The organism is Mesorhizobium sp. M6A.T.Cr.TU.016.01.1.1, assembly GCF_003952585.1.
In the GTDB taxonomy this organism is placed as follows: Bacteria; Pseudomonadota; Alphaproteobacteria; order Rhizobiales; family Rhizobiaceae; genus Mesorhizobium; species Mesorhizobium mediterraneum.
The window spans coordinates 1,262,228-1,281,371 of record NZ_CP034452.1; the positions used below are offsets into that span (position 1 = coordinate 1,262,228).

Sequence of the window (19,144 nt, forward strand, 5' to 3'; positions counted from 1 at the left end):
AATCCGGACGAAGAATTTCACCCGTGGCACGGATTGGTTCCGAGCCGCGCAGGTCAGGGTTTGCCAGATGGGCGGCCGGGCCAAGACAATAGAGAGGGCACATCATGCTGATTTCCCAGATCCTCGACGACGCGGAGACCATCCGCGTTGTTGCCCGCAACGGCGGCAAGACCAGGATCATCAACGGCGCCCGCAGCGTCTATTCGCTGGCGATGGAGGCCGCGCGCACCGGCACCGGGCTCGCCGCCCTCATCGAGCGCAAGGGGTTCGGTGAAGCGGTCGACCTCGATGCCGCCTACAAGAAGGGACGGCTGTTGTCGCCGATCAACCATCCGGATCCGGCGCATCTTCATCTCACCGGCACCGGGCTGACGCATCTCGGCTCCGCCGCGACCCGCGATGCCATGCACAAGAAGCTCAGCACCGGCGGCGAAGAGCAGCTCACCGATTCCATGAAGATGTTCCGCATGGGGTTGGAGGGCGGCAAGCCGACCAACGGCCAGACGGGCGTGCAGCCGGAATGGTTCTACAAGGGCAACGGCACCATGGCGGTGGCGCCCGGTGCGGCACTTCTGTCGCCCGCCTTCGCCCAGGATGCCGGCGAGGAGCCGGAAATCGCCGGCATTTATGTCATCGGCGACGACGGTGCCCCGTTCCGCGTCGGCTTCACGCTGTCAAACGAGTTTTCCGACCACGTCACCGAGCGTGTGAACTATCTTTTCCTCGCGCATTCCAAGCTGCGCAACGCCTCGTTCGGGCCGGAGATCCTGATCGGCGACCTGCCGTCCGACATCAGGGGTTCCTCACGCATTGTCCGCGACGGCAAGCTGCTGTGGGAAAAGCCGTTCCTGTCAGGCGAGGCGAACATGTCGCACACCATCGCCAATCTCGAACATCACCACTTCAAATATTCGGCTTTCCGCCAGCCGGGCGACGTTCATGTGCACATGTTCGGCACCGCGACGCTGTCCTTCGCCGACGGCGTCAGGACCGAGGCCGGCGACGTGTTCGAGATCGAGGCCAAGGATTTTGGCCTGCCGCTGCGCAACCCGCTTGAAATCGAGCAGCCGGTGAAGGTGTCGGTGAAGGCGCTGTAGCGGGATCTCCCCCCTTGAGGGGGAGATGTCGCCGAAGGCGACAGAGGGGGTCGTCTCGCGTAGAGCGCCAGCCCCCTGCGTCTGCGATAAAGAGCCGAGCCCGGCCGGACCGACCCCCTCTGGCCTGCCGGCCATCTCCCCCTCAAGGGGGGAGATTGGCAGTTCCTACCTCAGTAAATATCGAAGTCGAAATATTTGGCCTGGATCTTCTTGTAGGTGCCGTCGGCGACGATTGCATCGATCGCGGCGTTGAGCTTTTCGCGCAGCGCATTGTCTTCCTGGCGCACGGCGATGCCCGCTTCCGTCTCAGTGCCCTTGACGTCGCCGACCATCTTGCAGCAGCCGTCGCTCGACTTCTTCATCCAGTCCATCAGCACGAACTTGTCTGAAAGGACGGCATCGAGGCGGCCGTTCATCAGGTCGGTAACCGCCTCCTCCTGGGTCGGATAGAGCTTCGCCTCGGCACCGGCCTTGCCATAGACATCCTGGGCATAGTCGGCCTGGGTGGTCGAAGCCTGGGCGCCGACCGTCTTGCCGGCGAGTGCGGCGGGTTCGGTCGAGGCAATATCGCTGTCTTTCAAGGCCACCAGCGAAAGCGGCGTCGTATAGTATTTGTTGGTGAAGGAGACCTGCTTCTTGCGCTCTTCGGTGATGCTCATGGACGCGACGATGGCGTCGAACTTTCTGGCCTGGAGCGCCGGAATCATGCCGTCCCAGTCCTGCGTGACAAGTTCGCATTCGACCTTCATCTGAGCGCAAAGCGCCTCGGCGATGTCGATATCGAAGCCGACGAGCTTGCCATCCGCGGTGATGGTGTTGAACGGCGGATAGGCGCCTTCGGTGGCGATCTTCAATTTTTCCTGTGCTTGCGCCGAAAAGGACCCGGCTGATATCACCAGCATGGCGGCTGTTGCTGCCGATGCGATCCATCTTGAAATCTGCATTTTTTTGTTCCCTTGGTTCAGAGCCACCCTGACGGCTGGGCACAGCCAAGCACGACGCGCAGGGTTCAGGCAAGCGCGGTCTGATCGTGATGGGCGATCAGCGCGCGGCGCGGAAATGCTTGGACAGTTTCAGGCCTTGTGCCTGATAGTTCGAGCCGAGATCTGTGCCGTAGAGCGCCTGCGGCCGCTTCAGCATGTGCTCGTAGACCAGCCGTCCGACGATCTGACCGTGGTCGAGGATGAACGGCACTTCGTGGCTGCGCACTTCGAGCACCGCCCTGCTGCCGGTGCCGCCGGCCGCCGAATGGCCAAAGCCCGGATCGAAGAAACCGGCATAGTGGACACGGAATTCGCCGACCAGCGGATCGAAGGGCGTCATCTCGGCGGCGTAGAGCGGCGGCACATGCACCGCCTCCTGGCTGACGAGGATATAGAATTCGTCCGGATCGAGCACCAATTCGCCGGCACCGCTCTTGTAGAGCGGCTCCCAGAAGTCGACAACATCCTGTGCGGCGCGCTTGTCGACATCGACCAGGCCGGTGTGGTGCTTGCCGCGGTAACCGACCAGGCCATCCTTATCGCCATCGAGATCGATCGACAGCGCGATGCCGCCGCCGGAAATGTTCGGTGGCTCGGTGGCGACGAGCGTCTCGGCGCGGTGCAAGTCGTTGAGCTCGCTTTCAGACAAAAGCGCATTGCCGGTGCGGAACCTGATCTGCGACAGCCGCGAGCCGGTGCGGACGACGATCGGAAAGGTGCGCGGGCTGACTTCCAGATAGAGCGGGCCGTTGTAACCGGCAGCGATCTTGTCGAACTCGTGGCCGCGATCGGTCATCACGCGGGTGAAGATGTCGAGCCGTCCGGTCGAGCTCTTCGGGTTGGCCGAGGCCGAAATGTTTGCCGGAAGCGCCAGGCTCTCCAGCAGCGGCACGATATAGACGCAGCCCGTCTCCAGCACCGCGCCGTCGGCGAGATTGATTTCGTGCAGCTTCAGGCGGTCGAGTTTTTCGTCGACCCTATGGTTCGGGCCGGGCAGGAAGGAGGCGCGCACCCGCCAGGCCTTGTCGCCAAGCCTGAGGTCGAGACTGGCCGGCTGGACCTGGTCGGCATCGAGCGCGCGTAGCGACGTCAGCGCGCCCGACTGGAACAGCGCGGAAATATCCTGATCGGGAAGAATGCCTGTCTGCCGCAAAGTCTGGCTCCGCTCGAAGGCCGGGCAACGTATCGTTTGCCGCAGGTCCTTGCCGCGGAACCTGCTGGTACAAACCTCTTAATCATGCCGGCAATTGACGCAAGCGCGGCGCGGGTCTAAAGGGTCGTTATCCCGTGGTGATTTGGCCGGTCGGCTTGCAGCCACGTTAAACAAGTCGCTAAAGGACCGTCGGGCCGCAAGGCCGTATGGACCGGTTGCGACTTTCGCGACCGGTTTTTTTGTGTCTGGAACAAAAGTGATGACAAGCAAGAAGCGCAACTGGAAACCTCAGACAGCACTCGTGCATAGCGGGACCTTGCGTTCCGGCTTCGGCGAGACCTCCGAGGCGATGTACCTCACCCAGGGCTATGTCTACGACACCGCGCAGGCGGCGGAAGCGCGCTTCAAGGGCGAGGAACCGGGCTTCATCTATTCGCGCTATGCCAACCCGACGGTCGACATGTTCGAGAAGCGCATGTGCGCACTGGAAGGTGCCGAAGATGCACGCGCCACAGCATCCGGCATGGCGGCGGTCACCGCAGCACTTTTGTGCAGCGCCAAGGCCGGCGATCATATCGTGGCGGCGCGCGCGCTGTTTGGCTCCTGCCGCTGGGTGGTCGAGACGCTGGCGCCGAAATACGGCATCGAGGCGACGCTGGTCGACGGCACCGAAATCGCCAATTGGGAAAAGGCGGTCAGGCCGAACACCAAGCTGTTCTTTCTTGAAAGCCCAACCAATCCGACGCTGGAAGTCGTCGACATCGCAGCCGTTGCCTCGCTTGCCAATTCGATCGGCGCGCGGCTGATCGTCGACAATGTCTTTGCCACGCCGTTGCAGCAGAAGCCCTTGCAGCTCGGCGCCCATATCGTCGTCTATTCGGCGACCAAGCACATCGACGGCCAGGGCCGCTGCCTCGGCGGCGTCATCCTGTCGGACAAGAAGTGGATCGATGAGAACCTGCACGACTATTTCCGCCACACCGGTCCGAGCCTGTCGCCCTTCAACGCCTGGACGCTGCTGAAGGGCCTGGAGACGCTGCCGCTGCGCGTGCGCCAGCAGACGGAAAGTGCCGGCCGGATCGCAGATTTCCTTGCCGAGCGATCAGAGATTGCCCGTGTCATCTATCCGGGCCGCGCCGACCACCCGCAGGCGGCGATCGTCAAAAAGCAGATGTCGGGCGGCTCGACGCTGATCTGCCTCGACGTCAAGGGCGGCAAGCAGGCGGCCTTCGCCTTCCAGAACGCGCTCGATATCGTGCTGATCTCCAACAATCTCGGCGACGCCAAGAGCCTGATCACTCACCCGGCGACGACGACGCACAAGAATCTGAGCGACGAGGCGCGCGCCGAACTCGGCATCGGGCCGGGCACGCTCAGGCTGTCTGTCGGCCTGGAGGACGCCGACGACCTGCTCGAAGACATCGAGCAGGCATTGAAAGCCGCCAGATAGGGATACGCACCGGGGCGGCTTTGCTCGCATCGTCAAAAGCAGGTGCTGTCAGGCGCCCGACGGGGTCTCTTCCAATTCCGCAGCGGCGCTGGTGTGGATGGTCATCGTGTTGCCGCGCCAGTCGACGGCACCGCTGAGCCAGCCTCGCGCCCAAATGGCGGGAAGCATCACGTCCCGCGCAACCATCGCCGGGATCATGCGCAGCGACAGGTGCCAGCCCTTAGCCGAGGCGAGAGCGCATTCCGGCAGATACGCGGCTACCAGCACGGCGATGGCGGTTGCCGACAGGCTGAAGCCGGCGCTGGCCGCCGCAATCAGCGCAAGCGCCAGCGGCATCGCCGCGCCGATCAGTATCTCGGGCGCGAAGAACAGGGGGAAGGTGACGCGGCGCAGGCGTGCCCAGCGGGCCTGGCGCGACCAGATTTCGCCGAGAGTGCGCAAACCGAGCGGCTGCTCAAAGGGCGAGGCGACGAGATTGACGCGCAGTCCGAGCCCGTTGACCAGCTTGGTCGCGGCGGCGTCCTCGGCGATCTCGGCGGCAAGCGCACGGATGCCGCCATTGGCGTCGAGCATGGGCTTGTCCCACAACATGCTCTTGCCCTGGGCAAAACCGAGGCCGATCGCCTCGCCGGCATATTGCCAGCGCGCCTGTAGCGTGTTGAGGAATGCGCATTCGACCTCCGCCCAGAACCCGTCCGGCCGCGAGCCGATCGGCGTCGAGCAGACAAGGCCGGTGTCGGGCCGCCACGCCGCCATCAGATGCTGGACATAGTCCCTCGGCATCAGGACGTTGGAATCGGCAAGGATGACCCAGCGGTGGCGCGCGGCCTCCCAGCCCTTCACACAATTGTTGAGTTTCGGATTGCCGCTGATGCGGTCGTCGCCGACGAGCAGCCGGGCCGGCACGGCCGGAAAGCGGGCGATCGCATCGGTGATCGGCCTGACCACCGGGTCGTCGGCATGGGCGACGCAGAAGATGAGCTCATAGCGCGGCCAGTCGAGCGAGAAGACGCGCTCGAGCGTTTCCTCGGCAAACGGCTCGACGCCGCGCGACGGCACGACGATCGACACCGCAGGCGCCTTGCCGGCTGGCGGCGCGATCCTGCCAGGCCGCTTCAGCTTCAACGAAGCGAGCAGGATGCTGGCGAGATTGACAAGGAGCAGAGCTGTGGAAAGCAAGGCGGCTGTGACTGTCAGTTCCATCGATATCTGGTCACTCCAGAAAAACCGGCCGCATGGAAGCCGTTTTCAACAGTTCGACAGAATGCTGAGTCGCCCGGCCCTGCACACCATCATTGTCATGTGTCACTTAAATGACATTGTTCTTCGGCACCTGCGCTCAAAGGAGTCGGACAACGCCAGAAAGCACCCGGTTGACCAAATCACGGAGAGCGTCGAAAGTTCCGTCTACATATTGTGGAGTAGTCTATGTACAGCGCCGTTACGCGCAACATCGAAGTACAGGTCAGGCCGTTCTATCTGGAGGATCGCTCCGATCCGTCGGAGAACCGCTATGTCTGGGGCTACCAGGTTACCATCGACAATCAGTCGGATGAATTCGTGCAGCTTCTGTCACGCTACTGGCACATCACCGACGGCACCGGCCGGGTCGAGGAAGTGCGCGGCGCCGGTGTTGTCGGCGACCAGCCCGAACTCAACCCCGGCGACAGTTATCAATATACATCCGGCTGCCCGCTCTCGACGCCGTCCGGCATCATGGTCGGCCACTACACGATGCGCAACAAGCGGGGCGAGACGTTTGATATCGCCATCCCCGCCTTTTCGCTCGACTTGCCGGGCACACGGCGGACGGTGAACTGAGAGAGAAAGCATCGGCCGTTCGCGCCGCCCCTCATCCGCCTGCCGGCACCCTCTCCCCGTAAAGGACGGGGAGAAGGGACAAGCTCCAGCGCCCCCTCTCCCCGTCCTTATGGGGAGAGGGTGAGGGTGAGGGGCAGCGCCAACGCTATCCACTTTACTGTGCCGAGCCGAACTCCGCCGGATCGAAGTCATATTGCTTCGAGCAGAATTCGCAGGCGACGTGAATGCCGCCATCCTCGGTGCTGTCCCTGATCTCGTCGGCGGAGAAGCCTTCGAGGATGCCGCGGATCTTCTCCTTGGAGCATGAGCACTGGTCGGCGACCGGCACGCCGCCGAAGACATGGACGCCGTGCTCGTGGAACAGCCGGTAAAGCAAGCGCTCGGCGCCGATCGTCGGATCGATCAACTCCGTCGGCTCGATCGTTCCAAGCAACGCCAGCAGTTCCTGCCAGGAATTGTCGGCCGGATCGTGGATCTCCTCACGCGGATCGCCGTCGCCGCCCGGAAGGTCGGGCACGCGCATGCGTTCGGGCGATTGCGGCAGGAATTGCGCCAGAATGCCACCGGCACGCCATTGCTCGCGGGCACCGCCGACGCCGGGCGTCAACAGCTTGGCCACCGAGAGCCTGAGATCGGTCGGGATCTGCTCCGACTGACGGAAATAGGTGCGCGCGGCCTCCTCCAGCGTCTCGCCGTCGAGCTGGACGATGCCCTGATAGCGTTGCGTGTGGGCGCCCTGGTCGATGGTCAGGGCCAGGACACCGCTGCCGAGCAGCGTCTGCTGCGAGGTCTCGCCGGCAGACGTCAGCGCTTCCAGCCGGTCGGCATCAAAGCGCGCATAGGCGCGCAGAGCCTGCGGCGTGGAAAAATCCGCAACCAGCATGTCGACCGGCCCGTCGGTGCGGGTCTGCAGGATGAACTTGCCCTCGAATTTGAGCGAGGTGCCGAGCAGCACCGTCAGCACGCAGGCTTCCGCCAGCAGGCGGGCGACCGGCTCGGGATAGTCATGACGGCTGAGGATCGCGTCGAGCATCGGCCCGAGCTGGACGGTGCGGCCACGCACGTCGAGCGGGCCGACCTCGAAGGGCACGACATGATCGTCGCCGGCATAGCCGAACTCGCCGAGTTTGGGTTGATGTTCAGCCAATTGATGAGTTTCCAACATAACAAAGCTCCGGGGCGCGGCCATGCCGCCCTCCGGGGCGCATGCGTCGAAACGCGCTCGATTTGCGTGATGCGCCTGAGATAGGCACCACACATTGCCGGATCAAGGTGGGCCGGATCAAGGTGGGCCGGATCAAGGTGGCCCGGATCAAGGTGGCCCGGATCAAGCGCCGAGGCACCAGGCCAGAACCGCCTTCTGGGCGTGGAGCCGGTTCTCGGCCTCGTCGAACACCACCGAATGCGGCCCGTCGATGACCTCGTCGGTGACCTCCTCGCCGCGATGCGCCGGCAGGCAGTGCATGAACAATGCGTCGGGCTTTGCCTTCGCCATCAGCGCCGCGTTGACCTGATAGGGTGAGAAGACATTGTGGCCGCGGGCACGGTGCTCCTGGCCCATCGACACCCAGCAGTCGGTGACGACGCAGTCGGCCTCGTGGACCGCCTCCTCGGGCGAGCGGGTGAAATTCAACTTGCCGCCATGCGCCGTCGACCAGTCGACATGCTTCTGCGCCGGCTCGCTGCCTTCCGGCACGGCAACGTTGAGGTTGAAGCGGAACCGCGCCGAGGCTTCCAGAAGCGAATGCAGCACGTTGTTGCCGTCTCCGGTCCACGCGATGGTCTTGCCGGCGACCGGACCGCGATGTTCCTCGAAGGTCATGATGTCGGCCATCAGCTGGCAGGGATGGGTATCGTCGGTCAGCCCGTTGATGACGGGAACGGTGGCGTTCTCGGTCAGCTCCAGCAGCCGGTCATGCGATGTGGTACGGATCATGATCGCATCGACATAGCGCGACAGCACCTTGGCCGTGTCGGCGATGGTTTCGGAGCGGCCGAGCTGCATCTCGGTGCCGGTCAGCATGATGGTCTCGCCGCCGAGCTGGCGCATGCCGACGTCGAAGGACACGCGCGTGCGCGTCGACGGCTTGTCGAAGATCATCGCCAGCACCTTGCCTTCGAGCGGTTTCGTCCGCTCGCCGGCCTTGAGCCTTGCCTTTCGCACGACGGCATCGTCCAGCATGAAGCGCAGATCGCCCTCAGAAACGGCGGAAAGATCGGTGAAATGGCGAAGGCTCATTTGGGGTCTTTCGACTGTTACTTCGCGGCAGCCGCGGCGATGGCGTCGGCCAGGCCCCGGGCGCCGGCGCGGATGCGGTCGAGCGCCTCGTGGATCTCGGCATCGGTGACGGTGAGCGGCGGCAGCAGGCGAAGGACGTTGTCGCCGGCCGGAACCGCCAGCAGATGCTGGTCGCGCAACGCCATGTTCACCTTGGTGTTGGGTGCGGCGCATTTCAAGCCGAGCATCAGGCCGGTGCCTCTGATGTCTTCGATGATATCAGGAAATTCGTCGGCGACACTCGCCAGCCCCTGCTTCAGCAGCAACGCCTTGCGCTGGACATCCTCCAGGAAGCCGTCTTCCAGCACCACGTCGAGCACGGCGTTGCCGACCGCCATCGCCAGCGGGTTGCCGCCGAAAGTGGTGCCGTGCACGCCGGCCGTCATGCCGACGGCCGCCTCGTCGGTGGCGAGGCAGGCGCCCATCGGGAAGCCGCCGCCGATGCCCTTGGCGACCGCCATGATGTCGGGCGTGACGCCAGCCCATTCATGCGCGAACAGCTTACCGGTGCGGCCGATGCCGCACTGGACCTCGTCGAAGATCAGGAGCAGGCCATGCTGCTCGCAGAGCTGCCTCAGCCGTTTCAGCGACTGCGTCGGCACCGGGCGGATGCCACCCTCGCCCTGCACCGGCTCGATCAGGATCGCGGCGGTCTCTGATGTGATCGCCTTTTCGGCGGCGTCGATGTCGTCGAAGCCGACCTGGTCGAAGCCTTCGACCTTGGGTCCGAAACCTTCCAAGTATTTATACTGGCCGCCGGCGGCGATGGTCGCCAGCGTGCGGCCATGAAAGGCGCCTTCGAAGGTGATGATGCGAAAGCGCTCGGGATGGCCCTTGACGAAGTGGTAGCGCCGAGCCGTCTTGATGGCGCATTCCAGCGCCTCGGCGCCGGAATTGGTGAAGAACACCTTGTCGGCGAAGGTGGCGTCGGCCAACCGCTCGCCCAGACGGCTCTGCCCCGGAATCTCGTAGAGGTTGGAGACATGCCAGACCTTAGCCGCCTGCTCGGTGAGTGCCGAGACCAGATGCGGATGGCTGTGCCCAAGCGAATTCACGGCGACGCCGCCGCCAAAATCGAGATATCGCTCGCCCTTGTCGGTGACCAGCCAAGTGCCTTCCCCATGGTCGAAGGCCAGGGGTGCGCGGGTAAAGGTCTCGAAAAGCGCCGAACCGCTCATTATATGCGTCTCCGGTACCGGAAAATCAAAAAAGCCGCCAAAGCGGCGGCCTTTGCGGCTTATCGTGTTTTTCGGCCATGAAGTCAACGAAAACGTCGCGCAATGACGCGCGGCAAGCCCTCCAGCGAGGCGCCGGCTCATAAGCGACCGGGCAAGTTGGGGAAAACCGAAAAAACCGATTCGTGTTGGCCCTCGGACTCTTGTCACCGAGTCAGCGCATAAGGTAATTGTAGTCGAGAAATAACTAGATTTCGTGCGGCGGACCTAATCACCCGATATATGTGGTGTCTGCCCGGCGAAAGCCGGATCGTGGAAGGATTCCGATCGCCGCACATTTCAGCAGGAGCGCGGTCTCATGAATTGGACTGACGAGCGGGTCGAACTTCTTAGAAAATTGTGGTCGGAGGGACTGAGCGCCAGCCAGATCGCCGCACAGCTCGGGGGTGTCAGCCGCAATGCTGTCATCGGCAAGGTGCATCGGCTGAAACTGTCGGGCCGCGGACGCTCGACCGCCACGCCGGCACGCCAGAAGAAGAGCGTGCAGGGATCAACCGTCCAGAAATCGGTGTCGCGGGCGGCAAGCACAGCGCGGCATATCACCACGTCGATCGGCGCGACCGCGCTGCAGGCGCAATTCGACGCCGTACCGATGACGCGTCATTACGTCCGTCCGGTCGAGAACGTCGTTGTGCCGATCTCGCGGCATCTGCAACTCGTCGAGTTGACCGAGCGGACATGCAAATGGCCGAATGGCGATCCGCTTTCGGAAGAATTCCATTTCTGCGGCAACGACGCGGCCGAAACCGGACCCTATTGCAAGTATCACTCCCGCATAGCGTTCCAGCCGGCCTCGGAGCGGCGCCGCAGTCGCTGAGCGAATAGCGAATAGCGAATAGAAACGGATTGAGCCTCCGCGAGGAAGCAGCTTCATTTTCACCTATTCGCTACTCGCTATTTCCTATTCGCTCTCTTTCACAGCCAGCCGCTCTTGCGGAAGCGCCAGTAGAGAACCGAGCAGACCAAAACAATCGCTCCCAGCACGATCGGATAGCCATATTCCATCCTCAGTTCCGGCATGTCGTTGAAATTCATGCCGTAGATGCCGGCGAGCGCCGTCGGCACCGCCAGGATGGCAGCCCATGAGGCAAGCTTCTTGGTGATCGCCGTTTCCTGGCTCTGACCAACCAGAAGGCTCGCCTCGAAGGCAAAGGCGAGAACCTCCCGCAAGCTGTCGATCTTCTCCTGGACGGTGCGGATGTGGTCCGTGACGTCGCGGAACAGCGGGTGCATGGCCGCATGGATCTGCGGCAGGTCGGCGCTGGTCAGCCGGCGGCAGACTTCCACCAGCGGCAGTGCCGCATTGCGCAGGCGCAACAGGTCGCGGCGCAGCATGTAAAGCCGTTCTATGTCGGAGCCGGCCATAGGTTTCAGCAGAACCTTGTCCTCGATCGCCTCGACCTCATCCTCGATCTGCTCGAGCACCGGCATGTAGTTATCGACGATGAAATCGAGAATGGCATAGAGGACGAAATCCTCGCCCTTGGCCAGCGAATGCGGGCAGCTTTCCCAGTGCTGACGAACGGCGGCATAAGAGGTTGATGGACCGTGCCTGACGCTGACGATGTAGCCGGCACCGACGAACAGATGGGTTTCGCCGAAGGTGACACGACCGTCGATCAATTGAGCCGTGCGGGCAACAATGAACAAGGCGTCGCCATATTGCTCGATCTTGGGCCGCTGATGCGGATGCTCCGCGTCCTCGATCGCCAGATCATGCAGATGGAATTGCGCCTGGACGCGAAGCAACAGATTGCGGTCGGGCTCCAGCAGGCCGATCCAGACGACATGGCCTGGCTTCTTTGCCCATTCGCCAGCTTCCTCGATCGGAATGTCGGCGATACGCCGGCCGGCCGTGTAGACGCCGGAAGCGATAATGCTGGACGTCGGCGGCGCAGGCATGAACTCCCGAACATATTCCATCGCAGCCTCCTGAAAGCATGGCCTTCACTAGGGAACTGAGAAGCTTAACGTCCGGATAGTTTAGCGCAGTTTCATAAAGCGTTCGAGAGGCCGAGCGAGATGAGTTCAGACGGGATCTTCTCGCTTTGGCGGTTCATTTCGCGGGTAGCGCTCCCGGGAGAACAATCTTGTCTGTCTTGTCGTCCTTCGGCCGCTCGGCCGGCATCTGATCGCCGGTGACGATGTAGTAGATCGTCTCGGCGATATTGGTGGCGTGGTCGCCGATCCGCTCGATGTTCTTGGCGCAAAACAGCAGGTGCGTGCAAGGCGTGATGTTGCGCGGATCTTCCATCATGTAGGTCAGCAATTCGCGAAACAGCGAGGTGTACACGGCGTCGATCTGATCGTCGCGATCACGCACGAAGACGATCTTTTCCACCGAGCGCGACGCGTAGACGTCGAGCACTTCCTTGAGCTGCGTCAACGCTAGGTCGGCCAACGCCTCGATGCCGCGGAACAGGCTGGTCGGCTGGCGTCCTTCTGTGACGGCAACCACGCGCTTGGCGACATTCTTGCCGAGGTCGCCGACCCGTTCGAGATCCGCCGAGATGCGGATCGCGCCGACGATCTCGCGCAAATCCGTCGCCATCGGCTGGCGCTTGGCAATGATGACGATCGCCTTGTCGTCGATCTCGCGCTGCCCTTCGTCCAGAACGAGATCATCACGGATGACCTTCTGGGCAAGGCCGGGGTCGGCGTTGACCAGCGCCGCAATCGCCTGTTCGACCATACGTTCGGCATGCCCGCCCATCGCGGCGATGCGCTTTGACAGATATTTCAGCTCCTCGTCATAGGCGCTTACGATGTGCACGGACTGCATGGAAATGCCTTCCAGAGTGAGTCGTTTCCTCGAATCCCCGCTGATACGCTAGCCGGATGACAGAAAAAAGAAAAAGCCCCTTAATACGTAGTGCGGCGCTAATGCGCCGGCAAATGAACCGAGAAGGCTGCGCCCTTGCCGACCTCGGACTTGATCGAGAGTCTGGCGTTGTGGCGCGTCAGGATATGTTTGACGATCGAGAGGCCAAGGCCGGTGCCTTTCTGGGTCCGGCTGTTTTCGACATCGACGCGGTAGAAGCGCTCGGTGATGCGCGGGATGTGCTCCTCGGGAATGCCGGGACCGAAGTCCCGGATGGTGACGTCGATGCCCGGTTCGGGACCGTCATCGCTGTGAGCAATCGTCACCACGACACGTCCACCCGATTGTCCGTATTTGCAGGCGTTTTCCAGCAGATTTTCGAAGACCTGGAAAAGTTCGTCGCGATCCCCGGGCACATCGAGCGGTCCTTTCTCGAAATCCCGCTCAATGGCAACGCCGTTTTCCCTGGCAAGCGGCCCGAGCGAATCGATGACGCTGTCGAGCGTCTGGCGGAGATCGACCTCGGTTCCCGGCTTTAGATAGGGTTTCATCTCCAGCCGCGACAGCGACAACAGGTCATCGATCAGGCGCGCCATGCGGCCGGTCTGATTCTGCATGATCTGCAGGAACTGCTCGCGCGCCGCCGGGTCGTTACGGGCCGGGCCACGCAGCGTCTCGATGAAGCCGGAGATCGAGGCGAGCGGGGTGCGCAGTTCGTGGCTGGCATTGGCGATGAAGTCGGCGCGCATCCGGTCGATCCGGCGCGCCTCGCTCTGGTCTTTGAAAACCAGCACATAGAGGTCGGTGCCGTGGCCGACTGAAGACGCACTCACCCGATAAGCCCGTTCGACCGGCAGCTTTTCGGTATAGTCGACGACATCTGAAGCGGCGGCCCCAGACAAAATACTGTCCAGCAAGGCCTGCATCTCGGGCGCACGGAATTTCAGCGACAGCGACATGCCCGGTGCGATGCCGCCGAAGGCGGCGAAGGCGGCGGCGTTGGCATGGACGATCGTGGCGGTGCGATCGAAGATGATCAGCGGATCGGCAACGGCCGCCGCCAGATTTTCCCCCGACAGGTGTTGCAGCCCGCTCGCCTCGATCGCCGCGGCATCCCCGGCGGACTGTCGCGCAACGCCGGCCGGCAGCATCGCGGCGGCAAGCAGCAGCACCGCACATGCCAGCAGCACCACATAGCCGGCCGCGAAAACATAGACCGTCAGGACCGCGACGATGCCGGCCGCCAGCAGCCAGCGGCTGTTCCACAACCGACTGGCGACGGCTTGCGCCTTGCTTCGCTGTTCTGTGCCGATGTCAGCCATTGTCAGCCATTCACGCGCGCCGTGCGTCCAATTGGATGCACAAAGGACGCTCTGCCACTTTTAATCTGCTGCCTCGTTCTTTCCGAAAATCGATTCCGATTTTCCGGCCGATGCAGTTAGGCTCCCAATAGCATGAGTCCGGAAGCTGGAAAGGTTCGTCTCGATGAAAAACTCCAAGGAAGATGCCGCCGCGCCCGTTGCAGGCCCGCTGAAGATACGGATCGACGGCAAGGAGCTCGAGTTTGACATCGAGGATCCCAAGCTTCCCAATTGGGTCGAGGACAATAAGCTGACCGCCGGCGGCTACCCCTACGACAAGAAAATGAAAAGCGACGAGTACGACGAGACGCTCGAGCGGCTGCAGATCGAGCTGGTCAAGGCGCAGGCATGGCTGCAATCGACCGGCAAGCGGGTGATGTCGCTGTTCGAAGGACGCGATGCCGCCGGCAAGGGCGGCACGATCTTTGCGCTGCGCCAGTACCTGAATCCTCGAACCGCACGCAATGTGGCGCTGACCAAGCCGACCCCGACCGAGCTCGGACAGTGGTATTTCCAGCGCTATGTCGCGCACTTTCCGACGTCCGGCGAGTTCGTCACTTTCGACCGCTCCTGGTACAATCGCGCCGGCGTCGAGCCGGTCATGGGCTTCTGCACGCCGGAGCAGCATGAGAAATTCCTGGACGAGACGCCGTATTTTGAACGGATGATCTGCAACGAGGGCATCCATTTTTTCAAATTCTGGCTGAACATCGGTCGGGAGACACAGCTTGAGCGGTTTCACGATCGCCGCTGGAGTCCTTTGAAGAGCTGGAAATTCTCGCCGATCGACATTGCCGGCATCACCAAATGGGACGACTACACCAAGGCGCGCGATCTCATGTTCGCACGCACGCACGAGGAATTCGCGCCCTGGATCATCGTGCGGGCCAACGACAAGCGGCGCGCGCGACTTGCCGTCATCCGGCGTATCCTGTTGTCGCTTCCCTATGAGGGCCGCGACCTCGACACCATCGGCAAGGAAGACAAGAAAATCATCGGGGAAGGGCCTTCGTTCCTGGGAACACGGGCCTGAAGCACTGCCGCGCGCCAAAGACGCGCGGCACGATTCCGGACATTCTTGTCATTCTCCCGAGTGACTTCTCATGCCGCTAGCCGGGCAATCCGCTGCAGTCGCTTCAGCGTGGCATCGTCCTGCAAAGCCTGCTGAAACAGCGAAATCTCCTGGTCGATGCGATCGCAGAGCGCGCCTGTGTCGCCCTTGAGCAGGTCGCGCGTCTGCAGCAGCGCGGCGACCGGCTTTTTGGCGAGTTGCCTGGCTCTGCCAAGTGCGGCTTCCTCGACATCGCCCGCCACGATCTCCGTGACCAGGCCAAGCATCCTGGCGTCCTCGGCACTGAGCGTGTCGCCCAGGCAGAAGAAGCGGAAAGCGCCGGCATAACCGAGTTTCTGCGGCGCCAGGATGCTGGTCGCCGCGTCCGGCACGAGGCCGAAATCGACGAACGGCACCCGGAACGTGCTTTCATCAGATGCGATCACCATGTCGCAATGGAACAGGATGGTGCAGCCGACGCCGACGGCGCCGCCATCGACACAGGCAAGGACCGGTTTTGGAAACGTCGCCAGCGTGCGGAACATGTCGGTGACGGCGGCGATCAATCGTTGATGCTTGGTGGCGTCGAGGAACTCGGAAAAGTCGCCGCCGAGGCAGAAGCAGCCGGCGAGGCCGCGCAGCACCACGACGCGTACATCATCGTCGACGGCGGCTTCATGGAAGGTCTTGGCCAGGCTTTCATAGGCTCGCCTGTCCAGCACCGGCCGGCCGTCATCCGACGACACCGTGACGATCAGCGTATGGTTGCGGAACTCCGTTTGCGTGTGGACGTTCATGGTTGTCTCCAATCTCACGAGGCCTGCCTCATTCCGAGCCTGTCGGGATATCCCCTGGCCAGCACCGGCGCGAAATGGCTACGACGCGAACGCACCACCTCAAGCGTATGCTCGTTGAAGGTGAGCAGCGTGGCGACGACCTGCTGGTTGCCATAGGTGCGCTGGTAGCCAAGCGGCTTCGCCAGGAAGTGCAATTGCAGCGCCCGCAGGACCCACATCGGCTCGAACTCGATGATCACCTGATTGACGTTCCGCTTCAGCCCCCACTCGACGAAGCCGGCAATGAGCTCGGTGCCGACCGTCGATACGCCGCGCTTGCCGTCACGAAAGCCCGGCGCCACCGCATAGCGGGTCAACTCCCAAACGTTCGGCCCGGACGGTGGCGTCCCTTCATAGAGGTCCGCCAGCACCTCGGTCAGAAGATGCGCCCGCGTTGTCGGCAACATCCGCTGATAACCGGCAAGCTCGCCGTTGCGGATGACGAGCTGATGCACCGCCTCGTCGTGGTCGAACTGATCGATCTCAAGCCCATCGGGGCGCTGCAGATCGGTCCACCCCATTTCCTCGACGAAAATCTTGTAGCGCAAGCGATGAACGGCCTCCCAAAGGTCGGGACGTTCCATAAGTTCCTGTGTGGTAAGGGAAAAAAGCATCTGCCGTCTCCTAGGTTCAATAGGAAGATACGGCCGGGCTGTCCCGAGAAAATTACGCGATCACGTAGGCAAGAATTTCTAGGCCGGCACGGCCGAGCTAGCTAATATAGCCGCGCCTTATCGCTTCCGCGACCGCCTGCACCCGGTTGACGGCACCGAGTTTGCTTTTGGCGTTAAGAAGGTGTTTCTCTGACGTGTGTTCCGAAATGCCGAGAATCTGTGAAATCTCCCATTCGGACTTGCCGACGGCGGCCCATTGCATGCATTCGCGCTCACGCGGCGTCAGTTCGACGTGGTCGATGGTCTTGGCCGCCATCGTGTGGAGTTGCATGGCGCGGCCGATCGCATAGGTCGCTGCCAGCGATACCTGCCCGAACTCGGCTCCCGACAGTTCCACGGCCTCGCCGCCGAGCGACACCATAACGATCTGACCGTCGAGCGTGACCAGCGGGAAGGCCATGCCGTCGCGCAGTTTGAATTCGCTGGCGTCGCCCATCACCTCGCCACTGCTCTTGTCGATGCGAATGCCCTGAGACGCTTCCCGCCACTGGAACGGCGCCTGCAGCTGCTTCATGTGGCTGACGACGGGGTCATGGTCGACATAGTTGCGCGCCACATAGCGCTCCAGCCATTCTCCCGGCCAATCACAGAGCAGCACATGGTCCTTTTGCTGGCCTCGCGGGGTGCCTGGCTGCGGAACCGTCCCGGCCATAAGCGCCGTCAGGCCGAACTCCGAGGTTATGCCAAGCAGTTTTTGGCAGACCGCCGCCGCTGTGTCGGCGTGCTGCAACTGATCTATGAATTCCAGTGTGCGATCGAAGTGGCCCATCGCAACATCTACCCCATGTTGCCTTCCGCGTTGAGATCAACGTCCAGTGCCTGATCTGCACTTTGCCATCGACCCCGGATTACAAACCTGCTCTCCTCTGCTTGCAGCGCCTTGCTCCCCTCCAGCCGACGCCGCACACGTTTGCAAACTCGCTAAACCATATCCCTAAATCGGCGTGATGAAATCAAAAACCGTTGTGCCTGCACCATTTTCGTACGAAAAGCCAAGCTGGACAGAACAGGGCGGAGCTCCGGTCGTGGCAATTCGGTGGATATCCATCGTCCTGATGCTGGTAATGACGGGGGCACAGTTGCTCACGAATGCGCGTGCCGCGGAGCCGCAAGTGCCTGTGCTGTGGGATGCCAAGGAGCGGCTGCCAAAGCCGGACCTTTCCGCACTGCCGCGTCTGAGATTCCTGACCACCACCGATTTCCCGCCCTTCAATTTCCTCGACGGAGCAGGCCGGTTGTCCGGCTTCCACGTCGATCTGGCGCGCGCCATCTGCGCCGAACTCGGCATCGCGGAAAAATGCCAAATCCAGGCGCTGCCCTGGGCCGAGCTCGAAGGGGCGCTGCAGAAGGGCGAAGGCGAAGCGATCATTGCCGGCATCGCCGCCACGCCGGAGTCGCGGTCGAAATATGCCTTCTCACGTTCCTACCTGCAGTTTCCGGCGCGCTTCATCATGCAGAAGACAAAGGCGCTGACGGAACCGATCTTCGACAGACTGCGCGACAAGCGCGTCGGCGTGGTCGCCGGTTCCGCGCATGAGCGGATGTTGCGCGATTATTTCGGCACCGTTCAGGTCGTTCCCTTCGACCGGCCGGAAGAACTCTATGATGGCCTCAAGGCCGGCAAGGTCGACGCCGCCTTCGGCGACGGCATGCGCTTCGCCTTCTGGTTGGGCGGTTCGGATGCAGCAGCCTGCTGCCGCTTTGCTGGCGGCCCCTATCTGGCACCCGAATATCTGGGCTCGGGCATGGCCATCGCCACCAGGGCCAACGATCCGGCGCTCGCCGCAGCGTTCGACTACGCGCTGCAAGAGATTTCGGTGAAGGGCATCTTCGCCGAATTCTATCTGCGCTATTTCCCGATCAGTTTTTTCTGATCCGGCCCGGTCAGTTTTTTTCTGATCCGGCCCGGCTTTTTCTGATCCGGTCCGATCAGCATCTTTTGACCCTTCAGTGCCTGGATCAGGTTAGCGTGCGAAGGCGGGCCTTGGCGGCACGGGCGATCGCGGCGACGGTCAGCGTATCGAGATCGAGCTGGCGGCGGATGAGCTGCAGCACCCGCACCTCTTCCATCCGCATTTCGAGATCGACGGCCGCGACCTCGAAAGCGGCGGCATAGGCGGTATCGTGGAGCCGCTCAGGCAGCGACTCGGCGACGCGCGCGAGGACGCCTTCCAGCCCGTCCTTTTCATGCAGCATCTTCTGGCAATCCTGGGCGACGCCAACGACTCGGTCGTGGTCGAAATCCTCGAACACCGGCCACGAGCGGACGACGTCGCCAATCCGCGCCAATTCGACATCGGTCATGTCGCGATCGGACGCGGAGGTGATAACCATCAGATAGATCAGGGCTTCATGCGGCGGCAACGACATTTGAAAACTCCTCG

General features: G+C 62.4%; 19 protein-coding genes and 1 riboswitch. Of the genes, 6 read left to right on the forward strand and 13 right to left on the reverse strand.

The window, feature by feature from the left end; genetic code table 11:
* The first annotated feature begins 104 nt into the window (after positions 1-104).
* Positions 105-1,097, forward strand: a complete 993-nt coding sequence (gene araD1 / locus EJ075_RS05830) for an AraD1 family protein (protein WP_095488007.1) — start codon at positions 105-107, stop codon at positions 1,095-1,097.
* Positions 1,098-1,267: 170 nt separating this feature from the next.
* Here araD1 and EJ075_RS05835 read toward each other — a convergent pair whose 3' ends face one another.
* Together EJ075_RS05835 and EJ075_RS05840 are read right to left on the reverse strand one after the other, a co-directional pair.
* Positions 1,268-2,041 (reverse strand): ABC transporter substrate-binding protein, encoded by a 774-nt coding sequence (locus EJ075_RS05835; protein ID WP_095488005.1) that lies wholly within the window; start codon positions 2,039-2,041, stop codon positions 1,268-1,270.
* A gap of 97 nt (positions 2,042-2,138) precedes the next feature.
* Positions 2,139-3,233, reverse strand: a complete 1,095-nt coding sequence (locus EJ075_RS05840; RefSeq protein WP_126103698.1) for a 2'-deoxycytidine 5'-triphosphate deaminase — start codon at positions 3,231-3,233, stop codon at positions 2,139-2,141.
* 124 nt (positions 3,234-3,357) lie between these two features.
* A riboswitch (SAM riboswitch) is annotated at positions 3,358-3,435 on the forward strand.
* A gap of 57 nt (positions 3,436-3,492) precedes the next feature.
* On the opposite strand from EJ075_RS05840, the gene EJ075_RS05845 reads away from it, so the two are divergent.
* A complete protein-coding gene (locus EJ075_RS05845) occupies positions 3,493-4,683 on the forward strand; it encodes an O-succinylhomoserine sulfhydrylase (protein WP_126103699.1) in 1,191 nt (396 codons plus the stop codon).
* 48 nt (positions 4,684-4,731) lie between these two features.
* Here EJ075_RS05845 and EJ075_RS05850 read toward each other — a convergent pair whose 3' ends face one another.
* A complete protein-coding gene (locus EJ075_RS05850) occupies positions 4,732-5,886 on the reverse strand; it encodes a ceramide glucosyltransferase (RefSeq protein WP_126103700.1) in 1,155 nt (384 codons plus the stop codon).
* A 225-nt stretch (positions 5,887-6,111) separates the two neighbouring features.
* On the opposite strand from EJ075_RS05850, the gene apaG reads away from it, so the two are divergent.
* On the forward strand, positions 6,112-6,504 hold the full coding sequence (gene apaG, locus EJ075_RS05855; protein WP_095487997.1) for a Co2+/Mg2+ efflux protein ApaG: 393 nt from the start codon (positions 6,112-6,114) through the stop codon (positions 6,502-6,504).
* Positions 6,505-6,658: 154 nt separating this feature from the next.
* On the opposite strand, the gene EJ075_RS05860 is transcribed toward apaG, so the two are convergent.
* The 3 genes from EJ075_RS05860 to EJ075_RS05870 all read right to left on the reverse strand — a co-directional run bounded on the left by EJ075_RS05860 (position 6,659) and on the right by EJ075_RS05870 (position 9,960).
* Positions 6,659-7,693, reverse strand: a complete 1,035-nt coding sequence (locus tag EJ075_RS05860; RefSeq protein ID WP_126103701.1) for an Hsp33 family molecular chaperone — start codon at positions 7,691-7,693, stop codon at positions 6,659-6,661.
* A 138-nt stretch (positions 7,694-7,831) separates the two neighbouring features.
* A complete protein-coding gene (argF, locus tag EJ075_RS05865) occupies positions 7,832-8,743 on the reverse strand; it encodes an ornithine carbamoyltransferase (protein WP_095487993.1) in 912 nt (303 codons plus the stop codon).
* A gap of 17 nt (positions 8,744-8,760) precedes the next feature.
* Positions 8,761-9,960 (reverse strand): aspartate aminotransferase family protein, encoded by a 1,200-nt coding sequence (locus EJ075_RS05870; protein WP_126103702.1) that lies wholly within the window; start codon positions 9,958-9,960, stop codon positions 8,761-8,763.
* A gap of 355 nt (positions 9,961-10,315) precedes the next feature.
* On the opposite strand from EJ075_RS05870, the gene EJ075_RS05875 reads away from it, so the two are divergent.
* Positions 10,316-10,834, forward strand: a complete 519-nt coding sequence (locus EJ075_RS05875) for a GcrA family cell cycle regulator (RefSeq protein WP_095487991.1) — start codon at positions 10,316-10,318, stop codon at positions 10,832-10,834.
* A gap of 98 nt (positions 10,835-10,932) precedes the next feature.
* Here the strand turns inward: EJ075_RS05875 and EJ075_RS05880 are convergent, their stop codons facing one another.
* The 3 genes from EJ075_RS05880 to EJ075_RS05890 form a co-directional block, all read right to left on the reverse strand.
* Positions 10,933-11,940, reverse strand: coding sequence for a magnesium and cobalt transport protein CorA (locus tag EJ075_RS05880; protein ID WP_095487989.1), 1,008 nt, complete (start codon positions 11,938-11,940; stop codon positions 10,933-10,935).
* Positions 11,941-12,073: 133 nt separating this feature from the next.
* Complete coding sequence (phoU, locus tag EJ075_RS05885) at positions 12,074-12,799, reverse strand: phosphate signaling complex protein PhoU (RefSeq protein ID WP_126103703.1); 726 nt, start codon at positions 12,797-12,799, stop codon at positions 12,074-12,076.
* Positions 12,800-12,897: 98 nt separating this feature from the next.
* A complete protein-coding gene (locus tag EJ075_RS05890; RefSeq protein ID WP_126103704.1) occupies positions 12,898-14,160 on the reverse strand; it encodes an ATP-binding protein in 1,263 nt (420 codons plus the stop codon).
* A gap of 163 nt (positions 14,161-14,323) precedes the next feature.
* Here EJ075_RS05890 and ppk2 point away from each other — a divergent pair, with 163 nt between their 5' ends.
* Positions 14,324-15,232, forward strand: a complete 909-nt coding sequence (ppk2, locus tag EJ075_RS05895) for a polyphosphate kinase 2 (protein WP_126103705.1) — start codon at positions 14,324-14,326, stop codon at positions 15,230-15,232.
* A 68-nt stretch (positions 15,233-15,300) separates the two neighbouring features.
* Here ppk2 and EJ075_RS05900 read toward each other — a convergent pair whose 3' ends face one another.
* The 3 genes from EJ075_RS05900 to EJ075_RS05910 form a co-directional block, all read right to left on the reverse strand.
* Positions 15,301-16,047, reverse strand: a complete 747-nt coding sequence (locus tag EJ075_RS05900) for an enoyl-CoA hydratase-related protein (RefSeq protein ID WP_126103706.1) — start codon at positions 16,045-16,047, stop codon at positions 15,301-15,303.
* Between the two features lie 14 nt (positions 16,048-16,061).
* Positions 16,062-16,700 (reverse strand): acyl-homoserine-lactone synthase, encoded by a 639-nt coding sequence (locus tag EJ075_RS05905; RefSeq protein WP_077377404.1) that lies wholly within the window; start codon positions 16,698-16,700, stop codon positions 16,062-16,064.
* 97 nt (positions 16,701-16,797) lie between these two features.
* Positions 16,798-17,529: a LuxR family transcriptional regulator gene (locus tag EJ075_RS05910; protein WP_095487979.1), complete on the reverse strand. Its 732-nt coding sequence runs from the start codon at positions 17,527-17,529 to the stop codon at positions 16,798-16,800.
* A gap of 286 nt (positions 17,530-17,815) precedes the next feature.
* Here EJ075_RS05910 and EJ075_RS05915 point away from each other — a divergent pair, with 286 nt between their 5' ends.
* A complete protein-coding gene (locus tag EJ075_RS05915; RefSeq protein ID WP_126107250.1) occupies positions 17,816-18,634 on the forward strand; it encodes a transporter substrate-binding domain-containing protein in 819 nt (272 codons plus the stop codon).
* Between the two features lie 85 nt (positions 18,635-18,719).
* Here EJ075_RS05915 and EJ075_RS05920 read toward each other — a convergent pair whose 3' ends face one another.
* Positions 18,720-19,130 carry a tellurite resistance TerB family protein gene (locus tag EJ075_RS05920; protein ID WP_126103707.1) on the reverse strand — a complete coding sequence of 137 codons (411 nt, stop codon included), beginning with the start codon at positions 19,128-19,130 and terminating at the stop codon, positions 18,720-18,722.
* Between the last annotated feature and the right edge of the window lie 14 nt (positions 19,131-19,144).